This is a genomic window from Candidatus Methylopumilus rimovensis (genome assembly GCF_006364615.1).
GTDB classification, from domain to species: Bacteria; Pseudomonadota; Gammaproteobacteria; order Burkholderiales; family Methylophilaceae; genus Methylopumilus; species Methylopumilus rimovensis.
The window spans coordinates 1,237,900-1,255,495 of record NZ_CP040986.1 but is presented as its reverse complement, the minus strand read 5'-3'; the positions used below and the strand labels follow the sequence as shown (position 1 = coordinate 1,255,495).

Below are 17,596 nucleotides of genomic sequence, written 5' to 3'. Positions count from 1 at the left end.
GAGCGCTCATAAAAGTTCGATACCATAAAGCTTTACAATTTTTGCAAAAACATAAAATGCGATCAAAGTAATGACAACGGAGATACCGAGCGTTGGCCAAAAGCCAAATCGCTTCAGTAAAAAAGGAAACGTTAAGAACATGGGGAGCGTGGGCACAACGTACCAAAAGGTGTACCAAGCATGATTTGCAATTTTAGATTCCGGCTGTTTTTCTATATAGAGCCAAATTAAAGTAAGTACAGTCACGAGGGGCAGCGCAGCTATGAGTCCGCCTAATCGGTCACTTTTTTTAGCTACCTCAGAAATTAAAACCACCATACCTGAGGTCATTAAAAGTTTAAATAAAATCCACATCATTGCCTTTCTTCTCTTAAAGAGTCTAGATTTGGTTTTTCTTCAGGACAAGCTTTTAAGTAAATCGCTAGATTCTGATCGAGCATATCCCAGTCTACGAAACTAGCAATTTTTTTATAAATTTTATGAATGATTATATTTCGATGCTTACAAAAATTTGTTAAAGAAATGAGTTGATGACCAGTTTCAATTTTAGCAGGGTAGGCTGCTTGGCCACTTTGAATAGTTTTGGCACCAATTTTGTATGACCAGTTGATACATTCAATCCATAATCGAAAATAAATAAACCAATCCTGTGGAGCTTCATAATCAATACCTATAAATTTATTAATCACATGATCGTTTAAGTGAAAACATAGCATAAAAGCAATTATTTCATTTGAAGATTGATGTCTTAGAATAATAAAGTGGGCTTCTTTCTCACGAGAGATAAACTCAAAAAATTCTGGTGTCAGCTCTTCGAATCTATTTTTTTCTTTTATATAAGTTTTTGAAAATAGGCGATAAAGTTGATGAAGGGTCTGATTGTCTGGCAAATGAATGACGCTGACATCGAGCGGGGCCGAGAGGCCTTTTTTTAATTTCTGTCTAAGTTGATATCTTTGCGATGTTTTAAGTGATGCAAAGTAGTCCTCCGTTTCATTTCCTTCAAGCTTAAGTAGTGTTGATGGAAGTCCTACAAGCGGGAATAGATTTTTAGATGTAGAAATTTTTGAGAGTGTTTGATGAGATGCCTCTGGAAAATCTTTCCATACCAACATAGACGTATTATATTTTTTTGCTTGTTTTTCAGCAGCTTCTTGCACGCAAAGAAAAATATCATCTTGAGTGATCTCGTTATTTTTTAAAAACTGCGGGTCAATTCCGATATGTCCTTCATCAGAGCAGGCGGTTCCTATAAAAAAAATACGTTGATATAAAAAGGATGGGATGATTTTGCCTATTAATTTCGCTAAAGGAAGAAATATGGGGGGCGTTAAAAGTTCGATAGGCACATCCATAACAAAGGCAGGTACTATACCGACGGGTTGACTATTATAGGAAATCAGTCCGTAGGTAAAAGTGAATTGTTTTTCAAGATGAGAGCATTCAAGGGATCGATACCACCATTGACCTTCGTATGGAGCTGGGAAGCAATTATCCCAGAGCGCTTGCGGAATTTGCGATTCAGAATTAAGCCATTCAAGAGTGAGCTGATGTATCATTTATGAGAATTATACTTAAAACCTTATAATTCTTGACTTATGCAGAAATTTTTATTTTTTATAACTATACTTTTTTTTAGCAGCTCACTTTTTGCAGTTTATTCAGATTATTGCGTGAGTTGTGAGCGAGATAATCATGGCCGGATTAAAAGAAGTCTTGATGTAAAAAAAGCATTTAAAAAAATGCAGCCGTGCCCATCAACAGGGAAATCTTTTGGGGCTTGTCCCGGCTATATTATTGATCACATCATTCCCTTAAAGCGAGGTGGGTTAGATGATGCATCTAATATGCAATGGCAGACTTTAGAAGAGTCAAAAGAAAAAGATAAATGGGAATAACTTTTTATTTTGAGATGTGATTTCAAGTAATATAATCTACATATGAAACGACAAATTTTTTATATCGACTATCCTCAAGAGCATCAGGGCGATGCATTACATGCCTATCAATGTAAATACTGCAAAATAGATACAGTGAAAATTAACGGCTTACTTGAAAATCATTTGCCAAATTGTCACTATAGAATTGAAAAAGAAAAAACGATTACTGAGTAAGTCGCTCACCAATTAAGGCCGCACCAATGACGCCCGCCGAATCACCTAATATATTCTTAACGATAGGTGTTGTAGGCACATCATTAAAAATACGCTTATAAACTTCTTCAATGCCTTCTTTATATAAACTTCCTTCATTGGAAAGTCCGCCACCTAAGACGACAATGTCAGGATCCAGAATATTAATAAGATTAGCTAAGGCTTGTCCAAAACGGACATAGAAATCTTGTTTAATTTTTTTTAAAGACTCATCTTTTAATGGGATTCTAAAAAAATCCATTGCTGAGATCGAGTTGCCCGTTGTATTTTTAATTCTTTTTTCTAAGCCACCTCCTGATATAAAGGTCTCAACACAACCACTTGCGCCGCAATAACAGGGCGACCCTTGAGGATCAATCACCATATGACCCCACTCACCCGAAATATTTTGTGGGCCTTGTCTAATTTTTCCATCAAATACGATGCCACCCCCACAGCCAGTTCCCATAATGACACCAAACACCGAAGGATATCCTATGCCAGCACCCATTTTTGCTTCTGCGAGCGCAAAACAATTAGCATCATTTTCAATGACGATGTCATGCACTAATTTATCTTCAAGAAGAGCTTGCATTGGCAAATCATTCAAACAAAGGGTATTGGAGTTTTTTAGTAGATGTGTTTTTTTTGAAATAGAACCAGGCGTGCCTAAGCCAAGTGTATGCGATTTATTTTGTATTGACATAACTGCTTTCGAGTAGAGCGCATGAATTTGATCAAAGATATGTTCACTACCTAAATGAGCTTCTGTGAATAATCTTTCTCGAAAGAGAATCTTGTCCTGACTATCTAATACAGCCACCTCAATCTTAGTACCACCTAAATCAATACCAATATGATAATTGGAGGCCATTTAATTATTTTGAAAATGACGTTTGATATACCAGGCGATAAAGATTACTGCAGCACCTGCAATCACATAATGAAATTCGTGAAAGTAAACTTTTAATGTGTCCCATTGTTCACCAAATACCATGCCAATATATGCGAGTGTCCAGCACCATATAAAGGAACCTACAAACGTATAGATAATGAATTTCGACATATTCATTCTTGCAATACCTGCAGGAAGTGCTATAAAAGTTCTCACTGCAGGAAGGAGGCGGCCTATAAAAATAATGATCTCACCATAATTTTTAAACCAATCATCCGCCATCTGTAAATCTTTTTTAGAAATAAGTACGAAGCGACCATATTTTTCAGCAAGATTTCTTCCGCCTGTTTTACCAACATAATAAGCAGGTATAGAGCCCAATACACATCCTAGTGCACCCATGAAAGCGACGACCCAAAGCACCATCTCGCTTTTATAAACAAGGTACCCCGCAAAAGGCATAATAATTTCCGAGGGCAATGGAATGCAAGCTGACTCGATGGCCATCAATAGGACGATGCCTCCATATCCCATACTGGATATGACGCTCATAATCCAAACAGCCAATAATCCGATCAATTTCTCTAGCATTACTTAATAGCCCAATTAAAGTTGATATTGAATTCTATCTTATGTTACATAAACCTATAATGAATCAGTAAATCTTTACTATAATGAATAATCGAACTCTAAAAAAAACATATATGAAACAGATGACAGTTTTATTTCTATTTGCCTTACTCTCAAGTTGCAGCATGATGACTTATACAAATCAGAGTAAACTATCGAATACAAGTCAAACTTATATTATCAACTGTGCCTTTTGGGATGCTTGTTATGCAAAAGCAGAGAAGTTATGTTCAAAGGATTATAGTCTTGTGGATAAATCAACAAGCCTGCCTTACAGTTTAGAAATTTCATGTAAGTAACTTTTAGTTATTAAACGATCAAATCTATTATGCATGGCATGCATAATTTCTAAAGAGAGTTAAATGCAAATACAATTTTTAGGCGCAGCGGGCGAAGTTACGGGATCCAAGTATTTAATTCATACCAGCCTTGAAGAGTCATCATGTAAATTCTTGGTAGATTACGGCATGTTTCAAGGTGCGCGTGAAGCTGATGAAAAAAATCAAAAATTATTACCCCTGCATCCAGAAGAGATTTCTTTTCTAGTTCTCACGCATGCACATATAGATCATTGCGGGCTCATTCCAAGGTTATGTGCCGAAGGATTCAAAGGACCAATCTACTGTACGACTACGACTGCAAAATTACTTGAAATTATGTTGCTTGATAGCGCGCATATTCAAGTCTCTGATTTCGAGCGGGCGGAGAGAAAAAATAAATTGGGCAAATGGCGTGGCGATATGCCTGTTCTTTTGTACGACACCAAGCAAGCGATCGAATCATTGAATCAAGTCAAAGCGATTCCTTATGCTAAGAAGTTTTCACCTACCCCTAGTATTGAAGTGACATTTGAAGAAGCGGGACATATTTTAGGCTCTTCAATTGCAGTTATCGATGTTAAAGAAAAAAATGAAGCTTCAAAGCGCTTGGTTTTTTCAGGCGACCTAGGCATGTTTGAAAAGCCTATCTTCCGTCAGCCTTCATTGATTGAATCGGCAGATGTATTAATAGTTGAATCCACTTATGGAGATCGACTTCATCGAAATATCAAAGAAACAGAAAATGAGTTAGTCGAGATTGTGACGCAGACATTAGAAAGAGGCGGAAACGTTATCATGCCAGCTTTCGCTGTAGGAAGAACACAAGAAATACTATTCATCCTAGCAGACCTCATTCGGCGAGAACGTTTACCTCATTTAAATGTGTGGGTCGATTCACCTATGGCGACAAAAGTCACGGAACTTACAACTGCTTGCATGGATGAGCTTGATGATGATGCAAAATTACTTTACCAATGGCTTCTTGATCATAAGAATAAAATTGATGTGCGATTTGTAGGTGACGTAGAAGAATCAAAATCATTAAACCGATTAAAAAGTGGTGCGATTATTATTTCGTCGAGCGGAATGTGTCAGGCGGGAAGAATTCTTCATCATCTAATTAATAATTTGCCTTTTGAAAAAAATGCCATTGTGATTACAGGATTTCAAGCGCTAAGAACTTTGGGCCGTCGACTAGTAGATGAAGCCGTTTCAGTAAAAATTATGGGTGAGTATGTAGATGTCAAAGCTTCCATTCATACATTAGGCGGTTTATCAGCACATGCTGATCGAGATAATTTATTGAAATGGTTAAAAGGATTTAAACAAAAACCAAAACATGTTTTTGTGGTTCATGGCGAACCCTCAGCTTCTGTTCATTTTGTGCAATCGATTCGAGAAACTTTAAATTGGAATGATGTCATTATTCCAACGCTTCAAAGCACGTTTGATATTAGCTAATCGCTAAACTTTTTAAGAGATAAACCTAGGCTATCTTGAATCACTTGATTTCTTCGTCATTTATTTTTTATGTGATAACGGAGCTTAAAGAAGTCTCAACTGCTACTGATTCAATCTTTTCATTAACCAAAGTGATAATGTTTCTTCAGCGCTTTTTTAACATGCCAAGTGCAAGACAATCCTTCTTTAAAGGTAACAAGATCACCCTTACCAAAATTAACAGGCTCGCCACCGTCAGGCGTCACTGTCACTTCACCTTCTAGAATATAGGCAATCTCTTGTTCCGAATAACTCCATGGGAAAGTGGATGGCTCTTTTGACCATGTGGGACAAGACTTTATACCTAAATCATTAAGTCTCTCTTCGCTTGGATTTTTTTCAACAATAATTTTAGACATCACGGCCTCCCATAAGATGAATGGATAATTCATTATAATAAGCATATTAAAATATTAGTAAATCATCATGCTCAATTTAGAACACATGTCTTCCTTCCCAAGATTCATTCAATGAATAAGCAAAAGTCAGAAAAAGTGGGTTGGCATTTTGATCAAACCTATATAAAGCTTCCTAAAGATTTTTTTGTGGAGCAGCTCCCAATAGAAGTATCAAATCCAAAACTTATTTTACTCAATGAGCCTTTATTAAAATCTTTAGGACTAGATAAAGAAAGTTTGAGCCTTGAAGCGTGGACCAATATTTTTTCTGGCAATGAAATTCCTGAAAAAGCATACCCTATAGCACAAGCTTATGCAGGGCATCAATTTGGACACTTCACTCTATTAGGTGATGGAAGAGCAGTTCTATTAGGCGAACAGATTAGTCCAGATGGCAAACGTTTTGATATTCAATTTAAAGGTTCAGGACAAACGCCTTATTCTAGACGTGGCGATGGCCGTGCCGCATTAGGTCCTATGCTTCGTGAATACATCATTAGTGAAGCGATGCATGCCTTAAATATCCCAACGACAAGAAGTCTGGCAGTGGTAGCGACCGGAGACGTTGTCATGCGGGAAGAATCATTACCTGGCGCAATACTCACAAGGGTTGCAAAAAGTCATATTCGAGTCGGTACTTTTCAATTCGCATCCACACTGAACGATGTCAATAAATTAAAAATACTCGCTGATTACACGATTGATCGACACTTTTCAGAATGTAAAGAAGAAGCCAATCCCTATCTCGCTTTTTTAAATAGAGTCACGGAAAGACAAGCTTCACTTGTAAGCCAATGGATGCATGTGGGTTTTATTCACGGTGTCATGAATACAGACAATATGTCGATCAGTGGTGAAACGATTGATTATGGTCCTTGTGCATTTATGGATCGCTACCATCCTGAAACTGTATTTAGCTCGATCGATCGTCAGGGTCGCTATGCATATGCCAATCAAGCACCTATTGCACAGTGGAATCTGGCAAGATTTGCGGAGACACTGCTTCCACTTATAGATCAAGACACTGATAAATCTATTCAATTAGCATCTCAATCAGTGAATGGTTTTTCAGATCAATTTCAGAAATCATGGTTACAAGGCATGCGACAAAAAATAGGTTTATTTGATGAGGACGCAAGTGATATAAATTTAATCAATGAATTGTTAATTCTCATGCAAAAAAATAAGGCCGACTATACCCTCACATTCAGACATCTTTCGTCAGATGTAATTTTAAAGGACGCTATTTTTGAAGATGAATCATTTAAAGCTTGGTACAAAAAATGGCTCTATCGCATTCAAAAACAAAAAGAAGGTGAGGCGACATCAAAGCTTATGATGTTAAGACATAATCCAGCCGTCATTCCTCGTAATTATTTAGTGGAGAAAGCATTGTCGCTCGCAGTAGAAGATCAAGATTACAGATTCTTAAATGATTTTATTGCAGCGCTTCAAAAACCTTACGAGGACTCCAAGGTATTTAGTGAGCCACCTTTAGAGGAAGACAAGTCTTATCAAACGTTTTGCGGGACTTAAAAAAAGAAAATCACACATAAGGCGAATGTACCTTATGTGTGAAAAACGAAATTATTTTGCTTTTTTAGCTTTTGGAGCTTCTTTTGCTTTTGCAGGCTTAATAGATTTTGCAAGTTGAGCTTTAAGATCTTCAAGATCCTTACTTTGGGCTGTTACTTTTGCTTCTAAGTCAGCCACAATAGCTTTCTTTTGAGCATCAGCCTTTTCATAGTCAGTCACTTTTTGGTTAAGCGTTGCAATTTGACCATTTAAATTTTTAATTTCTGCAGTTTGTGCACTTAGTTGATCTTCAGCGTTATAAGCGCTATACGAAAAATAACCTGCTACTGCGATTAAGATTGCAATGATGATGTTTTTAAAAGTGCCAGAGTTTTCCATCTATGATTCCTTCTTGATTATGTTGAAGTTAAAAGTATTTTTATATACACATGCTCTACTTAGGTAGGCATGATATAAGAAAGTTCACCAATCTCAAAGCAACTGAGTATTTTTAGAGAAATAAAAAAACCCGCATTAAGCGGGTTTTTTTAAATCAGCGACTAATTATTTTAAAGCAATCACTTTTGCAGCTTTTGAACAAAGCTCACCACTTGATTTATTTACCATGCCTACAACATCTTCTGAGCGAAGATTGGCTTGTGCAAGTGCTTTTTCAGCCTCAGTTTGCGCTTTGCAAGCAAGTGCAAAATCGTTATTTTTGATAGCGATCACACTTAAGTTTTGTAAGCGTGCTGCACGCTCTAATTCGTGAAGTTTTTCATTGCTTTGAATGAATGTGGACGCAGCCACTGTAGTTGAAATTGCTGCAACAGCAGCGACAATAATAAGACTTAAACGTACTGACTTTTTCATTTCTTTTCCTTTTGGGTTGAATTAATATTTTGCACTTTTGATGCAAGACATCATTCTAGAATATGATTGTTAATGAATTATGACAAAATCGTAATTTTTAAATGTAGAGTTTTTAAGTAGATTTAAATAAAAAAGCCAGCGAGTGAATCACAAGCTGGCTTTTTTATGACTTTTAGTTCGAAATTATTTCGATTGTGAGTTCTGGGCTTTAGCGCATAGCTCCTGATTACTCTTATGGATCATACCAAGTAAGTCTTCAGCTTTTGAGTGAACTTTACCGAGGTATTCTTCTGCTTCAGTTTGTGATTTACAAGCAAGCACATAATCCTTGTTGCCAATAGCTATCAAGGTTAAATTTTGTAAGCGTGAAACAGCTTCTAATTCTTTAATTTTTACTCTTGCATTAACATATTTGAATGTTACAGCTGCTGTTGCAACTAAACCAATTAATGCAACCGCTATTGTTACTTTTGTATTTTTTTTCATTGCTTTCCTTAGATCGTACTTAATATTTGAATGGTGGCCAGGGGCAGAATCGAACTGCCGACACGCGGATTTTCAATCCGCTGCTCTACCGACTGAGCTACCTGGCCATATGGAACTTCACAACAAAAACCGTGAAGAAGCGGAATTATAGCAAAAATAGCCCTTTTTATCTTCCCCAAAGCAGTTATTGGTTAATCCGCAACCCTGACGACTGAGCTAAGTGACCATATAGAATCTTATGGATAGTAAAGTCGTTTAATACGACATCACATCTTTAATTCTTTTCTTTTATCGCCAAGGGAACCCCAACCTCTCCTGCATAAAACATGATGAGTTTCACAGGTACAGAGCCATAATTGACTCCATAGTGCCATCTATTAACTAACTCAACAATTGAATCGCCAGGATTGAGAATCAGTTGTTTTCCATCCTTAGTCATGACCGTCAGCTTCCCTTGCAATACTATGCCTGCATTAATTACTAGATGCTTATGCATTGGTAATCTTATGCCCGGCGGTATTTCATAACTAAGAATAGTAATTTCTGGATTTTTTGATGGGTAAGGAGGAAGCGCATTTCCATCCCAGTCCTTGGTAGTTTTCAGTATCTGAGTGACTTTTATTTCACCTTGATTCTTTTTAGTATAAGTTTGAGCATCGTTTGATTGAGCGAATGAAGATATGGAAAGCACGAACATTATTATTGAAATTAGACACTTCATCTTTGGCCTTAAGGTCTGTATGAAAGGATGACATATAGTACCGCAGTTTTAAACCACGTTAATATCATTTAAAAGTACATTTGAGGCTGGAGCTGGGGGGGGGGGGACGTCAAAATTTTTGACGGTTGTTTAAAAAAGATTAAATATTAATAATCTAAAGGTATATCTTTATAAACCTTATTAAGCACCTTCATTTTCTTAGCAAATTTAGTTAAAACTGTATTGAGCTCTTCCAATTCTTCAATACTTAGTTTTTTTAATGTTGAAGGTATGGCACCTTCTGGCGATTTTGGAGCTTTAAGCATTAATTGCTTACCTTTTGATGTAATAGTTAAAATAATCTTTCTTTCGTCAGTTGGGCTTCGAGCTTTTTCTACAAGGCCTTTTTTAATTAGTTTGTTTACAAGAATACTACATGTCGAAACATGAAGTGTGAGGTTCTTTGCGAGCTCTGAATTACTTATTCCATTGAAATTATAAATTTGCTGCATGATCCAAAGCTGAGAGCCAGTAAGACCTGTTTTCTTAACGTTATCTTTTAGTTCAGATTTAGCCTGAATATAGATTTCTCTAAAATGTTTTAAGACTTCTTTTTGCAATTTGATTTTCATGCCTCTTATTTTACAGCCTAATCCATGTTAGGTTTAATGATATTATTACATACTTTTACAACAAATAGTTTGACATAAAACTAAATTTAGATTTAAATGATCCCTAATTCTATTTAAGAGGAATCTGTTGAATTTAATTTTATGATTAATTCTCAATATCAACTGACGACGATACCATCGTCTGAACCTAGCTGTGCCGTCTCTATGGCTCGAAGTTTAGACAGGGATCGTTCAGATATGCAGCAGTTCATTTCTCACAATTTTTACGAAGCTTATCAGGCACAGGTCGATCATTTTGCTGATCTTCTTATTGGGTGCAAAAGTAATGAAGATCATCATTGGATGGCAGTTTTTGGTATGTCTAATCTAGCAGATAAAAAAGCATATTTAGAGCAATATCTTGATCAACCCATAGAGAGTTATATCGCTTTCATGACTGGGCAAAAGGTTGATCGCAGTGAAATATTTGAATTAGGCAATCTTGCAGCTGAATACCCTGGCGCTACAAGACGATTAATTAAAAAGATGGCATCAATGATCTACAATCAAGGAGGAAGGTGGGTAGTATTTACCGCTAATAATCTTGTGCTTAATGCATTTCATAAATTAGATCTTAATCCCCAAGTGATTTCTATAGCTGATCCTGATCTTTTACCCAATCACGGCATCAATTGGGGTCATTATTATGAAACAAACCCCCAAGTTATGTTCATCGAAGTCCCTTCCCATATTTAATTTTGACAGTCGCATTAGATATTAAGCAAGCAAAGATTCATGGCGTTTTATCTTTAGATGCGCTCGTGAATGATTTTTCTATAGCATTAAAGAATAGAAAATATCCTCACGCACCTGTCGGCGTCATAGCTGATAACTCAGCTGATTGGATTGCATTAGATTTAGCAACGCAGCACCTTGGTATTCCGTTAATTCCTATCCCGCATTTCTTTTCTAATGAACAAAAAAAACATTTAATTGATAGTGCTCATATTTTTACCTTATTTGCTGAACAAGAAAATATATTTGAGTTATACGGTTTTGATGAAAATAGCGGGCAATGTCATAGTTTATTTTTAAGTCACCTAGAAAATTATGAATCAAAAGATGTCAACAAAGATATTCAAAAGATTACATTTACTTCAGGGACAACATCTAAGCCCAAAGGCGTTTGCTTATCAAGTGAACAGCAATGGTCAGTTGCAAAAAGTTTAGAACATGCATTAGCAAATCTAAAAATTAAAAAACACCTGTGTTTGCTCCCCTTGTCAGTTTTATTAGAAAATGTTGCGGGCGTCTATACATCATTTTTAAGTCATACCGAAGTATTTGTATTTCCACTGAAAGACATAGGGTTTAGAGATCCATTCAATTTTGATGCAGCTCAATGCTTATCAAAAATTGATACATATAAAATTGAAAGTATTATTTTATTACCTCAAATGCTACATAGCATTTTAAATATCATTGAGCCTAACGATCCTCGCATCCAATCCTTAAAATTCGTAGCACTGGGAGGTGCTAAAACACCTCGATTACTCATTCAAAAAGCTAAAGATCTTGGCTTACCTATATATGAGGGTTATGGATTATCTGAGTGTAGTTCTGTGGTATCTCTTAATTTACCCAATGCTTATAAAGTTGGTTCCGTGGGCAAGCCCCTCAGCAATAGAAAAATAAAAATTGCAGAAGATCATGAAATTGAAATATCCATGACAAATAAGGTGAATTACTTAGGGGAAGTATCAGATGATGATTCATGGTTTAAGACAGGCGATATTGGACATATTGATGAAGAAGGATTTCTATTTATTGATGGCAGAAAGAAAAATCTCATAATTACTAGCTATGGAAGAAACATTTCACCTGAATGGCCAGAAAGCTTATTAATGGAACAAGGTCTTTATAAACAAGTGATGGTCATAGGCGATGCTCAGCCTTATTTATTAGCTCTCATTCTCCCCTCATTTGATATCAGCCAAGCATCCATTGAATCATCCATCCGGAGTGTCAATAAAGCATTACCAAGTTACGCATCGATACTTAATTACATAGTTTTAGATCAGCCTTTTAGTTTTTCTAATGGGCAACTCACAGAAAATGGAAGATTAAAACGTGATGTGATTCAGAGCTACTACCAAAAAGAAATTAATACTTTATATGAATCATCTAAGGATTTAACTTTACTATGAGTTTTTTTAACCAATTAGAAGCAGAAACCAAACAAGATCGAGAAGCACTTTTTTCTATTCCCATTATTCAAGATGCATTAAAAGGGGAGATTAAGCTTCATCAGTACTTGGCATTTTTAAAAGAAGCTTATCATCACGTCAAACATACAGTGCCCTTATTAACGGCTTGTAAAAATCAAACCTCAATTGACTATCCATGGCTTAAGGAGGCCATGGCCGAATATATCGAAGACGAAATGGGACACGAGGAATGGATATTAAATGATATTAAGGCAGCAGGTGTGAAGTTTGACGAAGTTCGTCATAGTGAACCAATTATATTTACTGAATTGATGGTGGCTGACGCTTATTATCAAATTTATCAAAAGAATCCTATAGGATTTTTAGGTATGGTGTTTGTGCTTGAAGGCACGAGTATTGCTATCGCAACAAACGCAGCTACTGCCATGCAAAAATCACTTCAATTACCCAATGAAGCATTCACTTATCTTAACTCTCACGGCAGCCTCGATTTAACGCACGTTGAATTCTTTAAGACACTTGTCAATCAATTCACGAAAGAAGAGGATCAGAAAATAGTGATTGAATGCGCAAAGAAATTCTATTTTCTTTATGGAAACATATTCAAACATTTACCGGCATAACTAGGAGCTTCTCTAAAAATGAGTCAAAAATATAAAGTAGTTATTACAGGCGCAACAGGCGGCATTGGAAAGGAAATTGTAAAGCGCTTAGATAAAAAAGCAGAGCTGATTATCCTAGTAGGAATAATTAAAGAACCATTAAATAACTTAAAAAAAGAATTACAAACAAAAAGAATATTTATTGTAGAAGGAGATATCAATAAGTTAAATGTTCGGGAGCAAATTAAAATACTTGCTCAGCGTGAGGGTGGTATTAATTTACTCATTAATAATGCAGGGATAGGCGATTACTTTATGTTTGAAGAGCAAGATCCTAATCTTGTTGCCGATATTCTTGATATAAATTTAAAAGCACCCATGCTTCTTACTCAATCACTTTTACCTTTGCTTAAAAATGAACCAAAAGCCGAAATTATAAATACAGGATCAATCTTTGGATACATTGGTTATCCTGCTTTTACTGCATATTGTGCGAGTAAATTTGGTTTGAGGGGTTTTACTCAAGCGCTAAAGCGTGAATTGAGTGATACAAACGTTAATGTCAGATATTTTGCACCAAGAGCTACTAAAACATGTTTTAATTCAAATAATATTTCAGAGATGAATTTGAAGTTAGGTAATGCGATGGATTCGCCAGAGAAAGTGGCAGATAAATTTATGATTTTTCTAACTAATAATAATTATCAAAAGAAAATTGGTTTAAAAGAATCATTTTTTGTATTTATAAATAAAATTTTCCCGAAACTCACAGACATTGCAATTGGCAAGCAATTACCAGTGATTAAACAATACCTCAATAAATAAGGAGTCAAATATGAACTTAGTTAAAAAAATTGTGATCTCTCTATTTCTATATGGCATATATATGCAAGCCTCATTAGCGGGTGTCGATGAAGATGTCTTCCAATTAAAAAAGACATGGGAGCAATTAAAATATAAAACATCTTTAAGTGAACAAGAGAAAGGTTTTGAATTACTTCTTAACCAATCTGAAAAAGTTACAGCAAAATATCCCGGTAAAGCTGAGCCACTTGTATGGCAAGGTATTATTGAAGGTACATTTGCAGGGGTCCGCAATGGAATACGAGGTCAATTGGCAGCATTATCATTAGTGAAAGATGCAAAACAACATTTTGAGCAAGCGATCCAGATAGATTCTCAAGGTTCTAATGGTGCTGCTTATACAAGTTTGGGATCACTTTATTATCAAGTGCCCCCATGGCCTATTGCATATGGTGATAACGATAAAGCTAAAAATATGTTATTGAAAGGCTTAGAAATTAATCCCGATGGTATTGATGCTAATTATTTTTATGGTGAATTTTTATTCAAAACTGGTGAATTAAATAAAGCTACTGAATTTTTAAAAAAAGGTCTATTAGCCGAACCTCGCGAAGGAAGAGAAATTGCAGATGAAGGCCGAAAAAAAGAAATTAATGACTTATTGAAGAAAATTGCAGATAAGAAATAAGCGTCACAAGAGGGTAATTACTGATCTCAGAATCGAGCCAATATCTGAGTCTTGAGATATTGAGATTCTTAAAATTTAATGACGAGAAAATATATTTCACTAATAAAAAAAATTCCTTGGTCGACCAGTATTTTTTGGGTCATTATTTCAGCCTTTTTTATAACAATTTTTGCAAATTTCACGATGTTTGCAAAAGCTAATGCTTATTTGATTGGCTCTGGCTCAAATCAACTATTTATGGTTGTGTTAGTTTTATTTCAATTTCTTCTTTTATTATTCTTCATGTCTTTACTAACAATGCACAAATGGCATAGACATATACTAGCCATTTTTTATTTTGTAGCTGCTTTTTCTGCTTACTTTGCTGATAGCTATGGCGTAATCATTGACAAAGATATGCTAATCAATGCGACTGAAACTAATGTTAATGAGGCTTTCGGTTTGTTATCTTGGCGCTTAATATTTTATTTTACTTTTTTATTTGTACTTCCAGTTTTTGTTATTTATAAAATAAAAATTATTCGACAATCTACGAGTAAGCGAGTTTTGTATCACTCTGGGGTAGCTTTGTTGGCACTGGTTAGTTTTGCTCTTACACTGCTTGCTAGTAGTAATTTTTCTATTTCATTTTTTCGTGAACAAAAGCATTTACCCTTATACTCAAATCCTTTGAGTGCCCTTTATGCTACCTACCAAGTTACTCATAAGTCTTTGAGATCTCATAAATTATTTATGCATATTGGAGATGATGCACATATTGTGGAGCCTGAAGAAGATCCTGAACTTATAATTTTAGTGATTGGTGAGACTGCAAGAGCTGATCGATTCTCGCTGAATGGCTATACAAAAAATACAAATCCTATGCTAAGCATGGAGAATGTGGTGAGTTTTAAAAATGTTTCCTCATGTGGAACTAGCACACGTATTTCGGTGCCTTGTATTTTTTCAATTGAAGGTAAAGATAAATTTGATTTATCAAAATTTAAAGATGAAGAAAATTTCCTCGATGTAGCCAATAAAGCTGGCGTAAATATTTTTTGGCGTGATAACAACTCTAGTTCTAAGGGTGTGGCTGATCGAGTCATATACGAAGATTTTTTAACCTCACAAAATAATCCTATTTGTGATCCAGAGTGCAGAGATATTGGTATGCTTTCTCACTTAGATGATGTTATTAATAAGCAAAAAAAAGGTGATATCTTGATTGTTCTCCACCAAATGGGAAGCCATGGGCCTGCTTATTATGCAAGGGTTCCTGAAAGCTTTCAAAAATTCAAACCTTTTTGTAAAACCAATCAGTTAGATCAATGCACCAATGAAGAAATTAGTAACGCTTATGACAATACAATTTTATATACCGACTTCTTTTTAAGTGAAGTTATAAAGTTTCTGAAAAAGTATGATGATCATTTTGAAACAGCAATGTTTTATGTAAGTGATCATGGAGAATCTTTAGGTGAGCATGGAATCTATCTTCATGGGATGCCCTATTTTATGGCGCCAAAAAGTGTTACAAGTGTCCCTTTAATTTTATGGTTTGGTGATGATCTTATCAAGAGTCAGAATTTAGATATGAATTTATTAAAGCTTAAGACTAATAAACCGATAACTCATGACTATGTCTTTCACACCCTATTAGGGATTTTTGATATTAAAACTAATATATATAAGAAAGAAAAAGACCTTCAATCTCTTGGAATTAAAAGATAAATATAGATGTTATATAAAAATGAAATTGTTGATTTTTTTGAGCAAACAATTTTTAATTCAAGCATTAAAACCTTTGACACTTAAAACTAAACAATAGCGAAGTCAGATTAATTTATAGGATATCGATAACTTCATGACAAAAATTATGAAGAAAGGTATCTTCTAGAAATAGTATTTGATAAGTAGTATTTTTACTTTAATTAATAAACTACTAGGCTTCTAGGTGCAAATACTTTCCAATAACCAATAGAAAAATTATTAGATACAGCATTACTAATAAAAGAATTGCCCCTGCCGCTAAATCTTTAATTTTTTTTATTTCATTATTAACGGTCGGCGTTATGTGATCGCATAGTTTTTCAATTGATGTATTAATTGCTTCAAATGATAATAGTAAAATTGATATTACAAATAGCAGTATGCTGTAAAAATTAGGGTAAAGATAAACTGTAATTATTGATAAAAGAACTAACCAAGCCTCTCTTTTTGCTGCTTTTTCTGTAAATAACTCATGTAGTCCATTTTTAGAATTTTTAAAAGCATCTAATAGGTTTTTATTTTTCATTTTTTTCCACCAATCCGCTGCTTTAGTGACTGAGTTACCTGATTATAAAATCTCACGATAAAAACCGTGAAGAAGCGGAATTATAGCAAAAATGCTGACTTTTACCGAGTTTTAGCCCTGAATTTAGCTAATATCAGCCTCTAATTCTGTGAAGGGGGAGATTTTAAATATTAGCCGCCCATTGAATAACTCTGTTACGACCTTTATTTTTAGCAATATACATTGCTTCATCAGCACGTTTGACATATTTTAAGAAAATAGAATTGGGATTAGCGCTTCTATCTTTATTTGGATCGTAATAAGAAACACCCGCACTTATATTTATATTAATTTTTTTATGCAAATAATTGAAATTATACTTTTCAATTTTTCTTCTAAGTCTTTCTGCAACTTCATTTAAAAATATATTATCAATATTAGGAAGTATTACTAAAAATTCTTCTCCCCCAAAGCGAGAAAAGGTATCTACATTTCTAATCTCATGTTTACAAAGACTAGATAGTTTTTTCAATATTACATTTCCTGCTAAATGACCATATCGATCATTTACTTTTTTGAAATAATCTAGATCTATCATGATAAAACCAACAGGTTTTTTATTTCTTAATGATCGAGATATATCACTTTTACCTCTTAAGTATGCTTCTTCTCGGCTATATGCACCTGTTAGAAAATCAATCTTTGCTTCTTTTTTTAATTGATTATTTTTTCGCTCTAGATCTATGACGATATTTTTTAGACCCAGCGTAGCTAATAGAATAAAAAGTGAAATTACAAGTGAAGCGATAGCATCAGACATGATTACTTCTTTTGAATCAAAAATCATGATTAGAGGTGTAATTTTTGTGTAAATCATAATAAATAATGCAGTTGATAAGCAGGCCCAACCGAACTGATACTTATTTAAATGCTTAAAAAGAAAAACACTTATGAGCGCGC

General features: G+C 34.9%; 22 protein-coding genes and 1 tRNA gene. 10 read left to right on the top strand and 13 right to left on the bottom strand.

The features are described 5' to 3' along the window. Positions 1-6 precede the first annotated feature (6 nt). Together FIT61_RS06575 and FIT61_RS06570 are read right to left on the bottom strand one after the other, a co-directional pair. Complete coding sequence (locus FIT61_RS06575; RefSeq protein WP_320410140.1) at positions 7-354, bottom strand: DUF3147 family protein; 348 nt, start codon at positions 352-354, stop codon at positions 7-9. Further along, a complete protein-coding gene (locus FIT61_RS06570) occupies positions 354-1,559 on the bottom strand; it encodes a GNAT family N-acetyltransferase (RefSeq protein WP_139883875.1) in 1,206 nt (401 codons plus the stop codon). The genes FIT61_RS06575 and FIT61_RS06570 overlap by 1 nt, the downstream gene beginning before the upstream one ends. A 39-nt stretch (positions 1,560-1,598) precedes the next feature. Here FIT61_RS06570 and FIT61_RS06800 point away from each other — a divergent pair, with 39 nt between their 5' ends. Beyond that, a complete protein-coding gene (locus FIT61_RS06800) occupies positions 1,599-1,898 on the top strand; it encodes an HNH endonuclease signature motif containing protein (RefSeq protein ID WP_222845042.1) in 300 nt (99 codons plus the stop codon). A 42-nt stretch (positions 1,899-1,940) separates the two neighbouring features. Then, positions 1,941-2,114, top strand: coding sequence for a hypothetical protein (locus FIT61_RS06785; RefSeq protein WP_187351800.1), 174 nt, complete (start codon positions 1,941-1,943; stop codon positions 2,112-2,114). Here the strand turns inward: FIT61_RS06785 and FIT61_RS06560 are convergent. Together FIT61_RS06560 and FIT61_RS06555 are read right to left on the bottom strand one after the other, a co-directional pair. Beyond that, the gene (locus FIT61_RS06560) at positions 2,104-3,006 is read right to left on the bottom strand and encodes an ROK family protein (protein WP_139883873.1); all 903 of its coding nucleotides are present in this window, start codon (positions 3,004-3,006) and stop codon (positions 2,104-2,106) included. The two genes, FIT61_RS06785 and FIT61_RS06560, sit on opposite strands and share 11 nt — an antisense overlap. Beyond that, positions 3,007-3,618: a DedA family protein gene (locus FIT61_RS06555; protein ID WP_139883871.1), complete on the bottom strand. Its 612-nt coding sequence runs from the start codon at positions 3,616-3,618 to the stop codon at positions 3,007-3,009. A gap of 401 nt (positions 3,619-4,019) precedes the next feature. On the opposite strand from FIT61_RS06555, the gene FIT61_RS06550 reads away from it, so the two are divergent. Continuing rightward, positions 4,020-5,438: an MBL fold metallo-hydrolase RNA specificity domain-containing protein gene (locus tag FIT61_RS06550; protein ID WP_139883870.1), complete on the top strand. Its 1,419-nt coding sequence runs from the start codon at positions 4,020-4,022 to the stop codon at positions 5,436-5,438. 122 nt (positions 5,439-5,560) lie between these two features. On the opposite strand, the gene FIT61_RS06545 is transcribed toward FIT61_RS06550, so the two are convergent. After that, positions 5,561-5,836 (bottom strand): cupin domain-containing protein, encoded by a 276-nt coding sequence (locus FIT61_RS06545; RefSeq protein WP_139883868.1) that lies wholly within the window; start codon positions 5,834-5,836, stop codon positions 5,561-5,563. Positions 5,837-5,947: 111 nt separating this feature from the next. Here FIT61_RS06545 and FIT61_RS06540 point away from each other — a divergent pair, with 111 nt between their 5' ends. Continuing rightward, positions 5,948-7,411 carry a protein adenylyltransferase SelO gene (locus tag FIT61_RS06540; RefSeq protein ID WP_139883866.1) on the top strand — a complete coding sequence of 488 codons (1,464 nt, stop codon included), beginning with the start codon at positions 5,948-5,950 and terminating at the stop codon, positions 7,409-7,411. Positions 7,412-7,462: 51 nt separating this feature from the next. On the opposite strand, the gene FIT61_RS06535 is transcribed toward FIT61_RS06540, so the two are convergent. From FIT61_RS06535 to FIT61_RS06510, 6 genes are all read right to left on the bottom strand, one after another. Then, complete coding sequence (locus FIT61_RS06535) at positions 7,463-7,789, bottom strand: uroporphyrinogen-III C-methyltransferase (protein ID WP_139873974.1); 327 nt, start codon at positions 7,787-7,789, stop codon at positions 7,463-7,465. A gap of 165 nt (positions 7,790-7,954) precedes the next feature. Next, the gene (locus FIT61_RS06530) at positions 7,955-8,263 is read right to left on the bottom strand and encodes a hypothetical protein (RefSeq protein ID WP_139873973.1); all 309 of its coding nucleotides are present in this window, start codon (positions 8,261-8,263) and stop codon (positions 7,955-7,957) included. Between the two features lie 183 nt (positions 8,264-8,446). Continuing rightward, positions 8,447-8,749, bottom strand: coding sequence for a hypothetical protein (locus tag FIT61_RS06525; protein ID WP_139873972.1), 303 nt, complete (start codon positions 8,747-8,749; stop codon positions 8,447-8,449). Positions 8,750-8,780: 31 nt separating this feature from the next. Continuing rightward, positions 8,781-8,856 (bottom strand) — tRNA-Phe (locus FIT61_RS06520). Between the two features lie 167 nt (positions 8,857-9,023). After that, positions 9,024-9,446 (bottom strand): cupin domain-containing protein, encoded by a 423-nt coding sequence (locus FIT61_RS06515; protein WP_222845041.1) that lies wholly within the window; start codon positions 9,444-9,446, stop codon positions 9,024-9,026. 170 nt (positions 9,447-9,616) lie between these two features. Next, entirely contained in the window at positions 9,617-10,081 is a 465-nt protein-coding gene (locus tag FIT61_RS06510) for a MarR family winged helix-turn-helix transcriptional regulator (protein WP_139883862.1), read from the bottom strand. A 141-nt stretch (positions 10,082-10,222) separates the two neighbouring features. Between FIT61_RS06510 and FIT61_RS06505 the strand changes: the two genes are divergently transcribed. The 6 genes from FIT61_RS06505 to FIT61_RS06480 all read left to right on the top strand — a co-directional run bounded on the left by FIT61_RS06505 (position 10,223) and on the right by FIT61_RS06480 (position 16,092). Further along, positions 10,223-10,816, top strand: a complete 594-nt coding sequence (locus FIT61_RS06505; RefSeq protein ID WP_139883860.1) for a thermostable hemolysin — start codon at positions 10,223-10,225, stop codon at positions 10,814-10,816. Between the two features lie 2 nt (positions 10,817-10,818). After that, on the top strand, positions 10,819-12,267 hold the full coding sequence (locus tag FIT61_RS06500; RefSeq protein WP_187351799.1) for an AMP-binding protein: 1,449 nt from the start codon (positions 10,819-10,821) through the stop codon (positions 12,265-12,267). Continuing rightward, positions 12,264-12,911, top strand: a complete 648-nt coding sequence (locus FIT61_RS06495) for an iron-containing redox enzyme family protein (protein ID WP_139883856.1) — start codon at positions 12,264-12,266, stop codon at positions 12,909-12,911. The genes FIT61_RS06500 and FIT61_RS06495 overlap by 4 nt, the downstream gene beginning before the upstream one ends. Before the next feature lie 18 nt (positions 12,912-12,929). After that, on the top strand, positions 12,930-13,715 hold the full coding sequence (locus tag FIT61_RS06490; RefSeq protein ID WP_139883855.1) for an SDR family oxidoreductase: 786 nt from the start codon (positions 12,930-12,932) through the stop codon (positions 13,713-13,715). 10 nt (positions 13,716-13,725) lie between these two features. Next, positions 13,726-14,382: a tetratricopeptide repeat protein gene (locus FIT61_RS06485; RefSeq protein WP_139873960.1), complete on the top strand. Its 657-nt coding sequence runs from the start codon at positions 13,726-13,728 to the stop codon at positions 14,380-14,382. A 183-nt stretch (positions 14,383-14,565) separates the two neighbouring features. Then, positions 14,566-16,092, top strand: coding sequence for a phosphoethanolamine transferase (locus FIT61_RS06480; protein ID WP_244925192.1), 1,527 nt, complete (start codon positions 14,566-14,568; stop codon positions 16,090-16,092). A 211-nt stretch (positions 16,093-16,303) separates the two neighbouring features. Here FIT61_RS06480 and FIT61_RS06475 read toward each other — a convergent pair whose 3' ends face one another. Beyond that, positions 16,304-16,657 carry a diacylglycerol kinase gene (locus FIT61_RS06475; protein ID WP_139883853.1) on the bottom strand — a complete coding sequence of 118 codons (354 nt, stop codon included), beginning with the start codon at positions 16,655-16,657 and terminating at the stop codon, positions 16,304-16,306. 163 nt (positions 16,658-16,820) lie between these two features. Then, the gene (locus FIT61_RS06470) at positions 16,821-17,513 is read right to left on the bottom strand and encodes a GGDEF domain-containing protein (protein WP_222845040.1); all 693 of its coding nucleotides are present in this window, start codon (positions 17,511-17,513) and stop codon (positions 16,821-16,823) included. Positions 17,514-17,596: the final 83 nt, after the last annotated feature.